At 65.2% G+C, this 16,848-nt stretch carries 13 protein-coding genes and 1 pseudogene; 5 read left to right on the top strand and 9 right to left on the bottom strand.

Annotated elements, in window-relative coordinates:
- Positions 1-8: 8 nt before the first annotated feature.
- On the bottom strand, positions 9-1,070 hold the full coding sequence (locus CKO40_RS02470) for a thioredoxin family protein (protein ID WP_242476743.1): 1,062 nt from the start codon (positions 1,068-1,070) through the stop codon (positions 9-11).
- Between the two features lie 54 nt (positions 1,071-1,124).
- Positions 1,125-1,508 (bottom strand): hypothetical protein, encoded by a 384-nt coding sequence (locus CKO40_RS02465; RefSeq protein WP_200344423.1) that lies wholly within the window; start codon positions 1,506-1,508, stop codon positions 1,125-1,127.
- Between the two features lie 211 nt (positions 1,509-1,719).
- Here CKO40_RS02465 and CKO40_RS02460 point away from each other — a divergent pair, with 211 nt between their 5' ends.
- Positions 1,720-3,147, top strand: a complete 1,428-nt coding sequence (locus CKO40_RS02460) for an ABC1 kinase family protein (RefSeq protein ID WP_200344422.1) — start codon at positions 1,720-1,722, stop codon at positions 3,145-3,147.
- Between the two features lie 178 nt (positions 3,148-3,325).
- Positions 3,326-4,519, top strand: a complete 1,194-nt coding sequence (locus CKO40_RS02455) for a TsoY family (seleno)protein (RefSeq protein ID WP_200344421.1) — start codon at positions 3,326-3,328, stop codon at positions 4,517-4,519.
- Between the two features lie 434 nt (positions 4,520-4,953).
- On the opposite strand, the gene CKO40_RS02450 is transcribed toward CKO40_RS02455, so the two are convergent.
- From CKO40_RS02450 to CKO40_RS02430, 5 genes are all read right to left on the bottom strand, one after another.
- Positions 4,954-5,901: a class I SAM-dependent methyltransferase gene (locus tag CKO40_RS02450; RefSeq protein WP_200344420.1), complete on the bottom strand. Its 948-nt coding sequence runs from the start codon at positions 5,899-5,901 to the stop codon at positions 4,954-4,956.
- 265 nt (positions 5,902-6,166) lie between these two features.
- Positions 6,167-7,468, bottom strand: a complete 1,302-nt coding sequence (locus CKO40_RS02445) for a RuBisCO large subunit C-terminal-like domain-containing protein (RefSeq protein WP_200344418.1) — start codon at positions 7,466-7,468, stop codon at positions 6,167-6,169.
- 6 nt (positions 7,469-7,474) lie between these two features.
- Positions 7,475-7,912 (bottom strand): secondary thiamine-phosphate synthase enzyme YjbQ, encoded by a 438-nt coding sequence (locus CKO40_RS02440; RefSeq protein ID WP_200344416.1) that lies wholly within the window; start codon positions 7,910-7,912, stop codon positions 7,475-7,477.
- 275 nt (positions 7,913-8,187) lie between these two features.
- The gene (locus tag CKO40_RS02435) at positions 8,188-9,624 is read right to left on the bottom strand and encodes a phospholipase D-like domain-containing protein (RefSeq protein ID WP_420827352.1); all 1,437 of its coding nucleotides are present in this window, start codon (positions 9,622-9,624) and stop codon (positions 8,188-8,190) included.
- A 350-nt stretch (positions 9,625-9,974) separates the two neighbouring features.
- The gene (locus CKO40_RS02430) at positions 9,975-10,712 is read right to left on the bottom strand and encodes a hypothetical protein (protein ID WP_200344412.1); all 738 of its coding nucleotides are present in this window, start codon (positions 10,710-10,712) and stop codon (positions 9,975-9,977) included.
- Positions 10,713-10,874: 162 nt separating this feature from the next.
- Between CKO40_RS02430 and CKO40_RS02425 the strand changes: the two genes are divergently transcribed.
- From CKO40_RS02425 to CKO40_RS02415, 3 genes and pseudogenes are all read left to right on the top strand, one after another.
- Positions 10,875-12,461 (top strand): AmpG family muropeptide MFS transporter, encoded by a 1,587-nt coding sequence (locus CKO40_RS02425; RefSeq protein WP_200344410.1) that lies wholly within the window; start codon positions 10,875-10,877, stop codon positions 12,459-12,461.
- A 125-nt stretch (positions 12,462-12,586) separates the two neighbouring features.
- Positions 12,587-13,498, top strand: coding sequence for a DMT family transporter (locus tag CKO40_RS02420; protein ID WP_338074107.1), 912 nt, complete (start codon positions 12,587-12,589; stop codon positions 13,496-13,498).
- A gap of 189 nt (positions 13,499-13,687) precedes the next feature.
- Positions 13,688-13,972: pseudogene (locus CKO40_RS02415) on the top strand (PD-(D/E)XK nuclease domain-containing protein); the annotation flags it as partial.
- An 18-nt stretch (positions 13,973-13,990) separates the two neighbouring features.
- On the opposite strand, the gene CKO40_RS02410 reads toward CKO40_RS02415, so the two are convergent.
- Together CKO40_RS02410 and CKO40_RS02405 are read right to left on the bottom strand one after the other, a co-directional pair.
- Positions 13,991-14,617: a cytochrome b/b6 domain-containing protein gene (locus tag CKO40_RS02410; RefSeq protein WP_200344406.1), complete on the bottom strand. Its 627-nt coding sequence runs from the start codon at positions 14,615-14,617 to the stop codon at positions 13,991-13,993.
- On the bottom strand, positions 14,614-16,275 hold the full coding sequence (locus CKO40_RS02405; protein WP_207173341.1) for a tetrathionate reductase family octaheme c-type cytochrome: 1,662 nt from the start codon (positions 16,273-16,275) through the stop codon (positions 14,614-14,616). Before CKO40_RS02405 ends, CKO40_RS02410 begins: the two co-directional genes overlap by 4 nt.
- Between the last annotated feature and the right edge of the window lie 573 nt (positions 16,276-16,848).

Genomic DNA, 16,848 nt, shown 5'->3' with positions numbered 1-16,848 from the left:
TCCCGGCCTCACTCCATCATATCGATCTCGACACCGCGCTCATGCAGCGCATCGGTGCGCGCTTGGAGGAACCGCTGAAAGCTCGGCTGCTCTCGATAGGCACCGCTGGCGACATAATCCAGCGCACCCTGGATATGAAACGCCTTGAGGTAGGCCTCGGTCCGAAACACCTCGCTGCCGTCGGCATCGAAGAACACCAGGCTCGGCGTATAGATGATCCCGAGCTCCGATGACCAGTCGCGCAGCGGGAGCTCGCGGCCATCGGGCGTCTGGATCGGCTCGCTCGAGAAGGCGTCGACGACGGCCCCGTCAAAGGCGGCCAAGGAGTCGGACACCGAGTCCCGCTCCAAGATGTCCAGGTGCAGTTCATCGCAGGCCGCGCAGACGGGCTGCTCGAACATCACCACCAAGGGCCGCTCCGAGCCCGCTCGATTGTCCGCAAGCCGCAGGGGCGAGACCAGGAAGCCGGGCTCCTGATGCAATCTTCCCGTCGCTTCCTTGGGCTGCTGGCGGCGATAGAACTCGGGGAAGGTCTCGCCCGATTGCTCTCGCTCGAGCGCGACGTAGCGCAGCCCCTGGTGGAACTGATGCGGTGGAAAGTAGCCATCGATGCGCAGCACCGTGTGGCCTTGCTCATCGAGTAGCAGCATGGTCGGGGTGTACTGCACGCCGAGCGCAGCGGCAAATCGCTTCTCGGTCGTCGATTCGCCCTCGAGATCGGTGACCTCGCGATCCCCCCAGATGTTGAGCGCGACCACATCGAAGCCGTCGCGCGCCGTCTTCGCGATCTCGCGATCACCAAAGTTCTCGCGCAGCAGCTTCTCGCAGTAGGGACAGCCATCCTGGTAGAAGTAGAGGATCAAGCGTTTATCGGCCTCGGCCGCCTCGGCGACGTCCTCAGCGATATCGAGGAACGAGTGCTTAAACCAGCTTGGCTGGGCGTGATAGCCCGGATTGCTCAGGTCGCTCAGGACCGCCTCGTCGCCAGCGCCATAGGCCGTCAGACTCAGCGCCATGATCGACGCCGTCAAGACCAGACGAAACGGCGTCGGTGCAAGGATCTGCCTCATGGTGGCCACCTCGGTCGTTGGGTTGTTGTCAATGCCGCCCGTCGGTCGCCGCCGTCAGCGGCTCCGCGGGGTGATCTGCACCGGATGTTGTTTGACGTAGGGCTGCTCGAAGTCGAGCTCGATCGCAAAGCCCCCCTCCTCCTCCTGCAATTTCACCTGCTGCAGATCCGGCATCCGCACTGCCAGCCAGGTGGTCATCGCCGCCACCTGGGCCTCGTTATCGGTCACGATCGCGTGGGCAAGGTTGCCGGCAATGAACTGGGCCTTCTGACCCAGATCGGGCGCGGTCACGCAATTGCCATCGAGATCGATCCCTTCCGTCTCCATCTTCCGGTCCATCTTGTCGAGATAGGCACCCTGGTAGTCCGGCAATGGTTTGCTGCGGTCGTATTCGACTTGTGCAATCCCGTTCAACAGCACGGCCATCGTGGTGCTCATCGGTCGCTTCCTCCTTCCATCAAATGGGGCCAAGCAGGAACGCTACCGCTCTCGGTGGCTGTTGTCGCCCGCATGCGGCAACCGATCAACATGCAAAAGCGAATGCGTTCCATCATCTACAGCCCAGGATGGGCACTGTTAGCCTTGTGCGTTAATTGTCGATGACCACATACGACAAAATCCGTTCAATTCACGAGGAAAGGCCGAAACCATGGCGAGCAAACCATCAACACGCGGCTTGGCCGTCCCGAGCCGGCGGCTGAACCGGCTCTGGCACCTGGGCCGCGCAACCACCGATTTCGCCGCCGGCATCGGCGTGCGCGGCATGCTCGAGATGGCGCGCGCCCGTGAGGGCGACGACCAGCGCATCCGGCTCAGCCCGCAAGCCACCGAGCGCCTGACCAACCGGCTCGCGCGGATGCGCGGCGCGGTGATGAAGATGGGCCAATTGATGTCGATGGACGGCTCCGATGTCTTCACACCCGAGGCCGCCGAGATCATGGCGACCCTGCGCGACCGCGCCGAGCCGATGCCGCTGAGCCAGCTCAACCGCGTCCTCACCGCCGAATGGGGCAAGGACTGGAACAAGCAGTTCAAGCGCTTCGAGTTCGAGCCGATCGCGGCGGCCTCAATCGGTCAGGTGCACCGCGCCGAGACCCGCGATGGCCGCCGCCTCGCGCTCAAGGTGCAGTTCCCGGGCGTGCGCGAAAGCATCGACAGCGACATCGCCAATCTGGGCTTTCTGAGCCGCAACATGGGCATGCTGCCTGCGGGCTTCGATCCGACCCCGATGCTCGAGGAGGCCCGCAAGCAGTTGCACGAGGAGGCCGACTACGAGGCCGAAGCCGCCTCGCTGACCGCCTACCGGGAGCACCTCGGCGATGATCCGGATTTCGTCGTGCCGGCGGTCCATCCCGATCTCTCGACGCCGCGCATCCTGGCGATGGACTTCGCCGAGGGCGTCTCGATCGACCAGCTCACGGCCTCTGACTTCAGCCATGCCGAGCGCAACCGCGTCGCCGAGCTCATGTCTCGGCTCATGCTGCGCGAGCTGTTCGAGTTCGCACTGGTGCAGACCGACCCCAACTTCGGCAACTTCCTCTACGATGCCGCGAGCGGCCGCATCGTACTGCTGGACTTCGGCGCGACCCGCGCCGTGCCCGACAGCCTACTCGAGGGCTACAAGCAACTGGGGCGGGCAGCGTTAGCTGAGGATCGCGCTGCGTTGCAACAGGGCGCCACGGCCTTGGGTTACATCGGTCCCGACGACCCCGCTGAGCACGTCGACCGCCTGCTCGACCTGGTCATGCGCTCGGGCGAGGTCATCACCACCGACGGCCCCTATGATTTCGGTGCCTCGCGCCTGTTCGAGCAGGTCTTCGCCCAGGGCCGCGACATGTTCAACGACAAGATGTTCAATCACATGCCGGACCCGGCGACGATGTTCCTGCAGCGCAAGTTCGCCGGCATCTTCATGCTGTGCCGCCGACTGCGCGCCCAGGTGGACCTGCGTGCGATGCTCGAGCCTTACCTTCTCGGGGACAGCGCGAAGGAGGCCAAGCCGGTGCGGCGAGAAGCCGTGAGCATCCGCCTTGATGTAGGCGGCCAGCCGATACCATCGGTGCCCGTGACAACCTAACGCAGCCCATCCATGCCCGGGGCTTGGAGGCCCCTGGACACATTCCCAGCGACCCAGACCCAGACCCAGACCCAGACCCAGACCCAGACCCAGACCCAGACAGGTTGATAACCATCAATGAGTATATTATAAAACTCTAATATACTGCTCCCAATTCACTCTCACTCGGAGCAGTATCATGACTGAGACACGACAACCTCCCTATCACCCGCTCTACTTCCTCGCAGCCCTCGGCGCCGGTGGACTGACCGTCACCTTCTTCCTCTACTTCATGTTCCTGGTGCCGCATCCGGAGACCCCGGTCGTCACCGCAGATCACCTGCTCTCGCTCTGGGCGAGCGGACCGGACTGGGTCCGTCCGCTGATCCTGCTTGGCGTCGGCGGCATGCTGACGATGGCCGTGATGCATATCCGGCTGCTGATCTGGAATCTGATTCGCTATCGACGTTGGCGCCGTAGCACCGATCTCGCCCAGATCGAGGCCCGCAACAAGGATGTCGCCTTCATGGCGATCCCGCTGACCCTGACCATGACCATCAACGTGCTGTTCGCGGTCGGCGCCGCAACGATCCCCGGCCTCTGGGGGATCGCCGAGTACCTGTTCCCCGGCGTGCTGGTGGTGCTGATCGCCCTTGGGGCGATGGCGCTCAACATGTACGGGCGCTACCTCGCGCGTGTGATGGTGACCGGCTCCTTCGACTTCATCGGCAACGCCAATCTCGGCCAGATGATGCCGATCTTCGCCTTTGCGATGATCGCGGTCGCCTTCGCCGCGCCGGGCGCGATGAGCGAGAACCAGATCATCAATGCGATCGGGCTGTTCTTCGCAATCTTCTTCTTGAGCCTGTCGGCGCTGCTCGGCCTGATCAAGCTGGTGGTCGGCGTCAACGCGATGTTCCGCCACGGCCTCACCGCGAGCGCCTCGCCGAGCCTCTGGATCCTGATCCCGATCCTGACGCTATCGGGGATCACCTTGGTGCGCATGATCATGGGGCTGAAGCACGGCTTTGATCTCGCCGTCTCCGAGCCGGCCCTGTTCGTGCTGACCTCGGTCATCCTCTCACTCGAGATCCTGTTCGGGCTGCTCGGCTACTTCGTGATGCGCCGGCTCGGCTACTTCCGCGACTACCTGCACGGTGATCAGTACAGCCCCGGCGCCTACAGCCTGATCTGTCCCGGCGTCGCCTTCTTCGTCTTCGGCTGGTTCTGGATCATGTTCGGGCTCGTCGGCAACGGCCTGGTCACCCCGCTGACGCCGGTCTTCTTCGTGCTGATGCTGCCGCTGGTAATCGTGCAGTGGAAGAGCCTGGAGACGCTGCTTCGGCTCAATCGCCGCCTGCTGCGCCGGCGCCAGCCGCAGGTCGTGACCTGACCGACATCGCCCGAGACCTCAAGCGCGTGAAAAGCTCACCAAGCGAGTAGCCATTTCACGCGCGTGATCCCCGATCATGTGCCCGCTAACCGTTGGACTGCCGTCGCCCCCAGCCGGGAGCGCAGAGCAGCCAGTCGGCCCTGACCAGGGTGAGCGCAGAGCAATCGCCGCGGATGGCTGGAATCCCGGCGGTCACCGTCTGCGCCAATGCGGCATCGGGTCCGAGCTAATCGGACTTGAAGAGGCCCTATCAAAATGCCAGGCTAGCCTGCACAAGCTGCTGATTGGCTAGGCCGCAAAGGGCATTCTGTTAGACCTTCTAAGCCCGGCGGCGCTCAACCCACTGCGGCCGCGCGGCACCCGCCGCCCGCGCTTGGTGCCCCGTTCTCGATCTCCAGCCGAAGCAGTCGCACTGCAAACGGGACTTGAACCGCTCAGCAGGCCTTCAACACCAGATAGGATTCGGCCACCGTGCGCGGCTCGCGATCGATTTCCGGGTCCCGCGCCAGGCGCCTGCCGTTGCGCTCGGCGTGGTCAAAGAGATTGACCTCCTCAGTGATCCTCCACCGGTTGCCCAGCGTTTCCCGAAACGTCTCCAGATCCGTTTGCCATGACGGGGCGATGACGCGGAAGCGCGGCACCCGCTCCTGCACCGCGGGGTCGTTCACGTATGCCCTCAGTGCCGCCGGGATGCAGCTCACCAGTGCCTGTGAGCCAGGCGCCGCTGGAAGCTGATCGAACAGGTCGTGGTTCTGCGGCTTGGAAAGGTAGTACACGAGCCCCTCGAGGACATAGAGCACCGGGGCCTGCGCATCGAAGCCGCGCGCAATCAACATCGGTCGCAGTTGATCCAATGATCTCGCCAGGTCCAGAGGCACCTGCTCGAGGCATCGAGTGCGCGCGACGGTGTACGGGCGAAGGTGGGCCGGGGCCTGCGCGATCCGCTGCCGCTTGAGATAGGAGATGGCCGGCACGTCCACCTCGAACCAGGCGACGCCGGGGAGGTGAAGACGGTAGGGGCGCGTATCCATGCCGGCACCAAGGAGCACGACCTGTGTGATGCCGGAACCTGCCCGACAGGCATCCAGTACGGCCTGATCGATCGCGATGCACCGCGCGGTGACGTCGCTGATGAGACCCTTACCATACTGATCGGTCATCTCCTTGACGTGACGGATGCGCGTGACCCAGTCGTCACCAGCCAGCCAGGCGGCGAGAGGCTCAGCGAAGTCCAGGGTTGCATCCTCGGCGTCCACGGCTCGAACGGCCGCGACGGCGCGGCTCGACTCGGTACTCACCTTGTCGGTCGAGTCGTCGTGCCAGACCCCCTGCGATCCATTCGATCCCGACAGTGGACGGTCGTGCTGCTCTGGAGGAGTCATTTTGCTGCGCCCTCAGGTTGGAGTGTCGCGAGTCGCCATGCCCGCAGGGACGTTGTGCGCGGTTCGCTACGCTAAGCCCGCTCGCGTCGTCGTCTGCCGTTCCCTGAGGAGCCTGGGCCCTCCTGCGGAACACAATCCATCACGAACAACGTCCCGAAACAACCGGGAGCCGGTTCACGAACAGGATTGCATCCGCGGGTGCCAAATGTTGGCGAAAGGCTGGAGGAACGGGAAGATCCGCCCGAGGGCGATCAGTATCCCGACCTCAGCCTACCGGCCCGAACGCCTTGAGCGCGGCTTCCAGTTCCGGATGCGTCGCCGCATGCGTCGCCAGCGGCACCCCTGCCGCGATCGCCTCCCAAGCCTGGCGCAGGCTCGCCGCGCCGCCGGCGGGCCCCATCGGATGTCCGAACACGCCGCGTCCCGGAACGAAGCCGAAATCCGCGCCCCCGACCCGCTCATGCACGCCCGGCAGGGTCACCGCCGAGTCGCTGCCGCCGGGCACAGGCAGCGCCGGTTTGATCGGACCCATCGGCTCGACGCAGGCGGCGATGCACTCGAGCACCTCATCCTCAGGCGTCATCATGCGCCCCCCGAAGCCCGGCATGATCACGACATCGAAGCCGGCCAGGCGCTGCAATTTGGTCCAGACCCGGGTATGCACGCCGAAATGCGGCAGCCGGCTCGTGGCCGCGATCAACGGGAAATGGGCCACCAGCGGCACCTGTGCCTGCTTGCGCAGCATGCGCACCGCGCTCAGGCCCACCGGCAGGGCGTTGACCATCACCGCGTTGGCGCCGTTCGCAACCACGAGGTCGTGCAATGGCAGCAGTCGGTCGACCTCATCGGTGATGTTGGCGAGATAGACCTTGTGCTCGCCGGTCGCCTGCTCGGCCTCCTTCCGAGCAGCGCCGAGCAACGCCGAGCGGCGCGCGATCGGCGACCAGTCAGGGTCGGCCAGCATCTCGTCGTCCTTGGCGATGTCCAGGCCGCCGAGCCAACCCTGCTTGCCGAGCTCAGCGAAGGACTCTGGATCGAGCCCGATGTTCGGCTTGATGACACCGAAGAAGAACGGCCGTTCGCGAATCTGCCAGCGCTCCCGCAAGCCGTGCAGACCGAACTGCGGCCCATCGAATTGCCCCAGGAAGGTGTCCGGGAACTGGATATCGAGCAGCTTGATGATCGGCACATCGGGTGCGAAGAAGGGCCCTTCGCCGAGCACGGCGCTCAAGAGATTCGGTAGCCGTGGGCCAAAGTTCGTGTACGGATGGGCAATGCGCACCCGGCAGACGCTGACCGGGCCGCTCACCGGCGGGTCGAGCAGATAGCTGGTCCCCGAGAGCTCGGTCTCGACCTCCAGGTCCAGCACCTTCGCGGCAAACCTGGGCCGATAGTCCTCGTCGACCCCGACCCGACGCCATTGCGCCGTCGACTGCTCGCTGCATAGGTGCGCCGCTGCGATGCGCGGATCACCCGAGCATTCGACCCGATAGTCAAGGATCAGATGCGCCTCGGGATCAAGACGACCGGCATCGGCGAAGAAACCATCGATCTCGCTGGTCTTCATGAGCGATCAGCCCTCCTGCGCTTGGCCAAGGAATTGCAGCGTCACACTGCGCTCCGGACGCGGACCGTCCAGCTCGACGAAGAAGACCGATTGCCAGCCGCCGAGCAACAGCTCGCCGTCGGCGATCGGAATGGTCTCCGATGCATTGGTGAACAGCGCCAGCAGGTGCGCATGCGCATTGTCGCGATCATCGACCGGTGCGAGATTGTGCAGATAGTCGCCATCGCGCGGGACCAAGCGCTTCAGGAAGGTGACCATGTCGCGCTGCAGCTGGGTCTCGCGCTCGTTCAGACAGATCGATGCCGTCGTATGGCGCGACAACAGGGTTACGAGACCATCGCGCACACCGCTCAGTGCACAGCGTTGGCGCAACTGTTCGGTCAGGTCGACGAGCTGGATCGGTGCCGTCGTCTCCAGGGTGATCGTGTCCAGGCGTGTCAACATGATTGCTTGCTCGGGATTCTCTGGCAGTCGACCCGAAAGCATACGAGAACACTGGCCCGACCAACAGTCCGAGACCTTAGGCGATTGCCGGAAAAGCTCGTACCGAATTGCGCAGGATGTTCGTTCGCCTTCGAGGAGCGTCGCCGGGAGCATAGCCGGGCTATGTGACCGGCGGCGCGACGAAGAAGGCGAGCGAAAAGACCAGCAAGGCGGTATGAGCTTTGACAGAAATCGCCTTAGTGCCTGTTCCTGAAAGCGCCCTCTCCACACGATCGCTATAGATAGGGCATCAGCAAGCGCGCAAACCCGTCGCGCAACCGCACCGGCAGCCAGCGCGCTTGCATCTCGGCCGTCGTCAGCTCGCTCGCGCTGGCGAGCTTCTCATCGATCAGGCCATTGAGCCGGCGCGCAAGCGCACAGTCGTAGCATTCGACGTTCAGCTCGAAGTTCAGGCGCAGACTGCGCGGGTCCCAGTTCGCCGAACCGACGAAGCACCAGGCGTCGTCGATCAGCATCAGCTTGGTGTGCTCGAAGGGCGGCGGCGTCAGGAAGATCCGGCTTCGGCCTTCGAGGATCTGCGTGGCCTGCGCGTCCGCAGCCCATTGCACGAAGCGCAGATTGTTCCGCTGCGGGACCAGGATCTGGACCTCGACCCCGCTCATCGCGGTGACATTGAGCGCCGTGATCAGGGTTTGATCGGGCAGGAAATAGGGGGTAATGATCCGCACTCGCTGCTGCGCCTGGGCGAGCGCCCCGAGCATCAACCGCCGCAAGACGTCGAAGTCTTCGTCCGGCCCATCCGGGACGCAGCGCGCGAGTATCTCGCCGACCGGTTCCAGCACCGGATACCAGGCCTCGCCGCCGAGCCGCTCCCCGGTCGTGAAGCCCCAGTCGAGGCCGAATGCCTCCATCAGGCCGCGCACCACGGGGCCTTCGATCCGGAAATGCAGGTCCTGGACCGGGTTCCGCGACCCGCGCGCGAGCACGCAGCCTTCACGGATATTGAGCCCGCCGGTGAAGCCGAGCGCACCATCGACGACCAGGATCTTGCGATGGTTGCGCAGATTGACATACGGGTTGCGCACCGGCAGGGCGGACTCGAGGAAGACCCCGGTCGGGATGCCGAGCCCGCGCAGCACCTTGGGCGTATGCGGGCGGCTGTAGTGCTGGCCGACCCCGTCGATCAGCACGCGCACGGCAACGCCGCGCGCCTGCGCCCCCTGCAGCGCAGCGATGAACTGCTGCCCGGCGGCATCGTTGTCGAAGATGTAGGTCGACAACGCGATGCTGCGCTCGGCGGTATCGATCGCGGCGAGCATCTCGGGGTAGGCCGCATCGCCATTGACCAGCGGCCTGATCCGATTACCGAACTCGAGCGCCGACTGGGTCAGCTCATCACCGAGATGACCGAGCGCGACCAGCCCCGGAAAGCGCGCCTCGAGCAGCCGATGCGCGCGCTGTTCCGCATCCAGGCTCGCCGCGTCGCTCTGCAATGAGGTCTCGGGGCGCAGCCGATGGGCCTTGCGCTCGATCCGATTGATCCCGAAGACCCAGTACAACGCGACGCCCACCACGGGCGCGAGCAGGACCAGGCCCATCCAGCCCACGGTGGACGGCACATCGCGATTGCTCAGCACCAGATGCGCCGAGGTCAGGACGATCGCGGCCGCCTGCAGCCCAACGACGGTCACGACCCAGAGCTCAGACAGCAGTTGGCTCAGATCCATGTCGCCAGGTGAGCAGACAGGGGGGCGCCATACCGCGCGCTTGGACTTCCGGTCTCAACGGTTACGCCGACGCGTATTGTCCTTGCCGGCCACGACATGAAGGTGCCCCGTATCGCTTGGGCTCCGGTGACTTCGCGATAACCGACTACACGCAGCAATCGACCGCGAAGCAGCTCGGAGAGCAGCTTCGGTTCATTGGGAGTTTGTGACCCCTTAACACTCACCAGTGGATGCCGGCCGCCAGGCTTGATCGTCGTTCAATCTGATCGATGCAGCGCCCGAGCGGAAGCCTCCAACGCCAAGCGCCCCGCTCCAGTCAGCCTAATCGTGTCAGCCTAATCGCGCGCCTCCAGCGCCTCCGGATTCAGCACCTGCATGGCGTCGTCACCCATGCCCATCACCAAGATGCCTGCGGCACTGGCCCGGCGCACCACGCTCGGATCGGGATAGAGGTTGGCGAGCACGCCAACCAATCGCTTGTGCTCGTACTCGGGGAAGAAGCGGGGCAGCTCGGCCAGTTTTTCGAGAAAGGGGTCGATATGGCTGCTTTGGAGACGGGATTTGGTCTCGTTGATGAGCACGGCCTCTGGGCAGACGACCAGCGCATCGTATTCCCGGGCCTCGCCGTTGCGGCGCCTCACCACGCGCAGCGCGAACAGCTCGGGTCGCTCGCAACCGAGCAGCTCGGCCGCGACCCTCGGCAGGCTCGGCGCGACGATATCCTCGACCAGCGTACCCAGCCGGTTGGCCAGATCGCCCCATTGCTTGTTCATGCGCTGGCGATCGCGGATAGTCTCGTCCTTGAACGCGCGCATCTCATCCTTGAAATCGCCCATCTCGTCCTTGAACGCGCGCATCTCATCCTTGAAATCGCCCATCTCGCCCTTGAACGCGCGCATCTCATCCTTGAATTCACCCATCTCATTCTTGAACTGACGCATCTCGTCCTTGAACGCACGCATCTCGTCGGACAGCCGATTCACCGACATCTCGGTGCGCATCGCCTGATAACTGAGCTCCTTCATGTACTCACGCAGCTCGTCGACCTCTTGTCTGAGCACGGCGCTGGCCATCGTGGGCATCCTCTCGAAGCCTAAAACAGCGTTAGTATGGACCGGTTCCGGTTCTCGGAACACCTTATGGCGGCGAACACGCCTGCCGGGGGCTGACCGTTAGCGTTAGCATGGCGCGCCTTCGCCCCAACGGGCCTCAGCCGCCGAGCCAGCCGTGACCTGATGACGCGCACTAGTCAAGCACCTTCTCCTCCCGCCCCGACCGCCGACAACGGCAACCAGAGTTGGCGTCGGGGACTCAGCGCCCTGCGCGACCGGCGCGTGCTCGCGATGCTGTTCCTCGGCTTCTCGGCCGGGATTCCGCTGCTGCTGATCTTCTCATCGTTGTCGCTTTGGCTGCGCGAGGCCGGTGTCGAGCGCAATGCGGTGACCTTCTTCAGCTGGGCCGCGCTCGGCTATTCGTTCAAGTTCGTCTGGGCGCCCTTGGTCGACCGGCTGCCGCTTCCCTGGCTGACCCGGCGCTATGGCCGCCGCCGCGCCTGGCTGCTGCTGTCACAGCTGGCGATCATCACCGCGATCGTGCTGATGGCCTCGGTCGACCCGGCCGCCGGGCGCGAGAGCCTGGTGGCGATGGCGCTCGCGGCGGTGATGCTCGGCTTCTCGGCCGCGACCCAGGACATCTGCATCGATGCGTTCCGGATTGAGAGCGCGCCGCCGGCGCTGCAGGGGATGCTCTCGGCGGCCTATATCGCCGGTTATCGGGTCGGCATGGTCGTCAGCGGCGCCGGCGCCCTGTTCCTGGCCGCAGCCTTCTTCTCGTCGATGGCGCAGTATTCGTATGACGCCTGGCGGCTCACCTATCTGATCATGGCGGCGACGATGCTCGTCGGCGTGGTCACGACCCTGGTGGTCCCGGAGCCCGACGTCGAGCGCGGCCAAAGCACGGGCTATGGCGCCGCCGATTATGCGAGGCTGGTGCTGGTGTTCGCGCTCGCGGCGACCGCCTTCGCCGGCAGCTTCTTCCTGACCGGCGGCGCCAGCGCGGCGCTCAAGGCCGCTGTCGGCGGCGGCGCGCTCGGCGCCTTCCTGATCGAGACCCTCCATTTCAGCCTTGCCGTTGCCATCGCCGCCGGCGTCGGTTGGGCGCTGGTCCGGCTCGGCGCGGTCAACCGCCGCATGGCGCGCGAGACCTGGGTCGAGCCGGTGCTCGACTTCTTCCGTCGCTACGGGCTGGGTACAGCGCTCCTGCTGCTGGCCCTGATCGGCCTGTACCGGATCTCGGACATCGTCCTCGGCGTGATCTCCAACGTCTTCTATCAGGACCTCGGCTTCACCAAGCCCGAGATCGCCGAGGCCGTGAAGACCTTCGGCGTGCTGGTGAGCATCGCCGGCGGCTTCATCGGCGGGCTGATGGCGACGCGCTTCGGCGTGATGCGCATCCTGATGCTGGGCGCCGTGTTCTCGGCGCTGACCAACCTGATCTTCGTCGGCCTCGCCTATGCCGGGCACAGCCTGCCGCTTTTGTATCTGACGGTCGCGGCCGACAACCTCGCGGCGGGATTGGCGAGCGCGGCCTTCGTCGCCTTCCTGTCGAGCCTGACCAGCGTCTCGTTCACCGCGGTCCAGTACGCGATCTTCAGCTCGCTGATGACGCTGCTGCCGAAGGTGATCGGCGGCTATTCGGGCTCGATCGTCGACGGCATCGGCTACCCGGGCTTCTTCATCTTCACGACCCTGATCGGGGTGCCGGTGCTGCTGCTGGTCTGGCTCGCCGGGCGCAGGCTGGCCTTGCGGGACTCGGCGCCTTGACGGGGTCATGATGCCCTCCTGATGCCCCCCGGGGGATGAGCACCATGCCGAGCACCATCACGAGCACCATGACGAGCTCGATGACGAGCACCATCACGAGCGCCCCCTGATGGGTCCCCTGATGAATTCCGACCGGGCTGCGCTGGAGGCTGGCCATCGCCTCTGATCGCTGGGCCATCCTGCTCGCTGGGATCGTCGTCCTGCTCTGGGGGACGGCGGCGACCGCGTTCGAGCTGGCGCTGCGCTGGGTCACCCCGTTCGAGCTGCTGGTCTATGCGAGCGCGACCTCGGTCATCGCGCTGGCGCTGATCCTGAGCGCGCAGCGGGCCTGGTCGCGCTTCGGCGATGTCCCGCGCGCGACCTGGCTCCAGGCGGCCGCGCTCGGCGCGCTGAATCCGTTCCTGTACTACCTGGTGCTGTTCGCGGCCTATGCGCGCCTGCCCGGGCAGATCGCGATGGCGCTGAACTATGCCTGGCCGCTGGTGCTGGCACTGCTGGCGGTGCCGATCCTGCGCCAGCCGCTGAGCCGCAGGCAGGGGCTGGCGATCGGGATCAGCTTCATCGGCGCGCTGATCATCGTCACCGGCGGCAGCCTGTCGCTGGATGGGATCGACCCCTGGGGGGTCGCACTGGCGCTCGGGAGCACCCTGATCTGGGCCAGCTTCTGGCTGCTGAACGCACGCGCGCAGGCCGATCCGGTCATCGCGCTGTTCCTCGGCTTCGGCGTCGGGCTGCTGTTGGCGCTGCTCGCCAGCCCGCTGTTCGGCGGAATCGCGCTGCCGCCGGCGGCGGCCTGGCCGGCGCTGATCTACGTCGGGCTGTTCGAGATGGGCCTGACCTTCGTGCTCTGGCTCACCGCCCTGCAATGGAGCCATCGCGCCGCCCGGCTCGCACAGCTGATCTATCTCGCGCCCTTCCTGTCCCTGGTGTTCCTACACCTGATCATCGGCGAGCCGATCGCCGCCAGCACCCCGTTCGGACTGGCGCTGATCATCGCTGCGATCCTCTGGCAGCGCGAACGGACAACCTCGGGCTGAGGCGATTTCTGTCAAAGCTCATACCGCCTTGCTGGTCTTTTCGCTCGCCTTCTTCGTCGCGCCGCCGGTCACATAGCCCGGCTATGCTCCCGGCGACGCTCCTCGAAGACAAACGAAAATCCTGCGCCATTCGGTACGAGCTTTTCCGGCAATCGCCTGAGTCGATATCCCTGCCCATCGCCAGCCTCATACGCCTATTTCGCATCACTCGGGCTCGATCTCACGCCCGAGGAGACGAGCAATGCCGGCCGGCTGGATCTCGCGCTGCGCTTCAACGGGCAGGTCTACCTGTTCGAGTTCAAGGTCGTCGAGCTGGAACCGGGAGGTCGCGCCCTCGCGCAGCTCGAGGCTCACGGCTATGCGGACCGATACCGTGCCCGCGGCGAGCCGATCCATCTGATCGGTGTCGTATTCAGCCGCGAGCAACGTCACGTCGTCGGCTTCGAGGTGCGCAGCGTGCTGGCCACTGCGTGAACCCCGACACAACGGCCCTCACCCGCGCTCAGGCTGTTGCTCACGCTGAGCCGCTTCCTCGATCTCCTCCCGGCCGGTGATCATGGTCTTCAGGTGCGCGGTTGGGGTGCGGCCGGTGGTGATCATGTACCCATGCACCAGCAGGAACAGGGCCGCACCGTAGGCCGCAGCGACGTGGATCAGTGCGATTGGCGCCAGCGGTAGATCGGCCGGTGCCGACCACAGGTCGATGCCGAGATAGAGCAGCCCGGTGATCCAGAGCAATGGCGAGATGACGACGCCGAAGAGGAGATAGGACGCGGCCTGCAGCGGATTGTGCTTGCGCTTCGGGCGCGGATTGAACGGATGCGATTCGCCGCGGAACATGCCGTAGAGGTAGAACCGCACCACCGCTGCCAGCCCGCGCGTCGTCGGCCGATACTGGCGCCATTCGCCGGTCGCCAGATGCCAGAAGATCGCGAAGACCCAGACGACGATCAGCGCCAGCGCGGCCAGCACGTGCAGGGTCGCGGCGGCGCCGAAGCCGAGCAGACGATAGCTGCCGTGCACCTCGAAACCGGTCATCAGCAGCAGGATGATCAGCAGCGCCTGGCTCCAATGCCAAAGCCGCTCGAGGCCGGTGAACATGACGACGGTGCGGGTCATTCGGCGTGCCTCCGGCGGCGGTGGAACAGGATGCGCAGTCCGCTATGGACGCCGATCGCGAGCAGCGCTGCGGCGAGTGCCAGCTGCGCCCAGCGGTCGAGCGCCGGCTCGCTGTCGCGGCCTGGCAGGTAGAAGCCGGTCAGCTCGGCCATGCGGCCATCGCGGGCGTGGCACTCACCGCACGCGAGGGCGTCCTCAGCCGGGGCGACCATATGGGTGATCGGCCAGGCCATCCGGGTCTCGGTGAAGCCGACCTCGCCGCTGAACGGCAGCCCGGCGGCCTCCATCGCGCTGGCGATGGCCGGCTGCCACTCGAGCCCCTGCCAATAGGCCTGCTCGGTCTTGCCGAACAGCTGCATGTAGACCAGCTGGTCCTTGACCGGATCATAGGGCTGCTTGCCGCGCATCATCTTGAACGGCCAGATGCGCGCGTCGGGATCATCGTGATGGCCGGCAAAGCGATTGATCGGGACCGGCTGTGACGAATCGATGGTCTGGTCGGGCAAGGTGTAGCGCATGGTGCCGTCGAACCAGCGGTAGTCGGGCACCAGATCCTTGCCCCATTCGATCTCGCCCCAGCGCGTCCAATAGGTGAGATTGCCATCGGCATCATGGCGCTTGATCGGGTTGCCATCGGCGTCCAGCCGGCCAGCCTGCGACCAATCCCACCAGATCTTGGTCGCAACACCGCCGCGCGCCATCGCCGGGATATGGCAGGTCTGGCAGGCGATCCGGTCGACATGGGCATTGAGCTTGGCGCCCTGATAGAGCGCGGCCGGATCACTGCCCAGCGCATGCGGCTCGAGGCCATGGCAGGACGCGCAGGTCGCCGCGTAGCGGCGCTGACCGGGCGCACCGGTCCCTTTGCGGTCGCGCGCCGTCACCTGGTAGCGGCTGCCGGCGATCTGATGCGCGCGCTCGACGTGGCAGTCGCTGCATTCGAGCCCGGCGCCGGCATCGCTCATGTGCACATCGAGCCCGGGCGGCGGGTCCAGCAGCGAGGTGTCCAGATCGCCGTGCTTGGAGCCGTTGCCACCGCCGCCGAAGAAATGGCAGCTGCCGCAGGTCTCGCTGCTGGTCGGTCCGACGTTGCGGGCGACCTTGCCGAGGTCTGGCGGCTGCAGCGGGTGGCCGTGCACCTTGACCGGCTCTTGCAGCACGCGGCCGCCGCGCTTCGGGGCCTTCTCGTAGGTCCCGGTGGTGTCGTGGCAGACCAGGCAATCGACGCGGCTGTCATCACTGAAGTCGAAGTCCGGACCGTCCCAGCCATAGCCGGCGTGACAGGCGGTGCAGCGCCCCAGGTTCGTGGTGACGTTGTTGCAGAAGCTGTTGACCACATGCTGCTTGCCGAGCAGCTGGCCGGTCTGCGGATGCCGGTATTCCCAGCGCCAATGGATGCTGGCACGGACCTGCTTGCCGGCCTCGGTGTGGCATTCCAGGCAGGCGCGGGTGACCTCGCGCCCGCTCGCGAAATCCTGTTGCAGCGGCTCGAACTGGCTGTGGTCTGCGGTGGGCGGGTCGACCCGCGCCAGGGCCTCCGGAGCCGCCTGGACTGTCGCGGCCCCACTTATCATCAGTATCCACGCGAGGCCGAACGGCCGCAGCAGAAGCTTGGCGTAGCGAGCAGGCTTTGGGGCACCGCCCGCCAAAGGATGCATCATCGGTGACTCCAATGGCACAAAACACACCTGTTCCCGTTGAATCGGCGTCAGGTTCCAAAACGGTGACAGGACAATCTGAGAGCCACTAAGCAGCGCTTATGCCAGGGCAGCCATACCGACGCACAGACGGCACGATAACGGCGCTTCAACCCGATGTGTTACAGCTCCTTGGAATCGAATGGCGATTCTGCCGCGTCGTGCTGTCCCGGGCTGTCCCGGCCTGTTTGCGATCAGGGATGCGGAAGGAACCCTGCGGGCCGTTCAACGGCTGCATCTGGTTGAAAGGCACCACTCATTGGCCATTTGCACCACCCTTTCTGCCGGGACATGGCCGCAGTTCAGTCGAGAGGTTCAGGGCCACCCCCTGCATGTGGGCCCGCTTAGGGCCCGTCCGCAAATAACCTGAACAGGTCTGGCCTGCTGGCACCCATAACGCAAGGCCAGCTTTGCGAAAATGTTCAAGTTATTCGCGGACAAGCGCTTAGGCGATTGCCGGAAAAGCTCGTACCGAATTGCGCAGGATTGTCGTTTGCCTTCGAGGAGCGTCGCCGGGAGCATAGCCGGGCTATG

Origin of the sequence: Halochromatium glycolicum, assembly GCF_016584085.1 — a bacterium.
Taxonomy (GTDB): Bacteria; Pseudomonadota; Gammaproteobacteria; order Chromatiales; family Chromatiaceae; genus Lamprobacter; species Lamprobacter glycolicus.
Note: the sequence above shows the minus strand (reverse complement) of the source record. Positions and strands in the feature narration are given on the sequence as shown.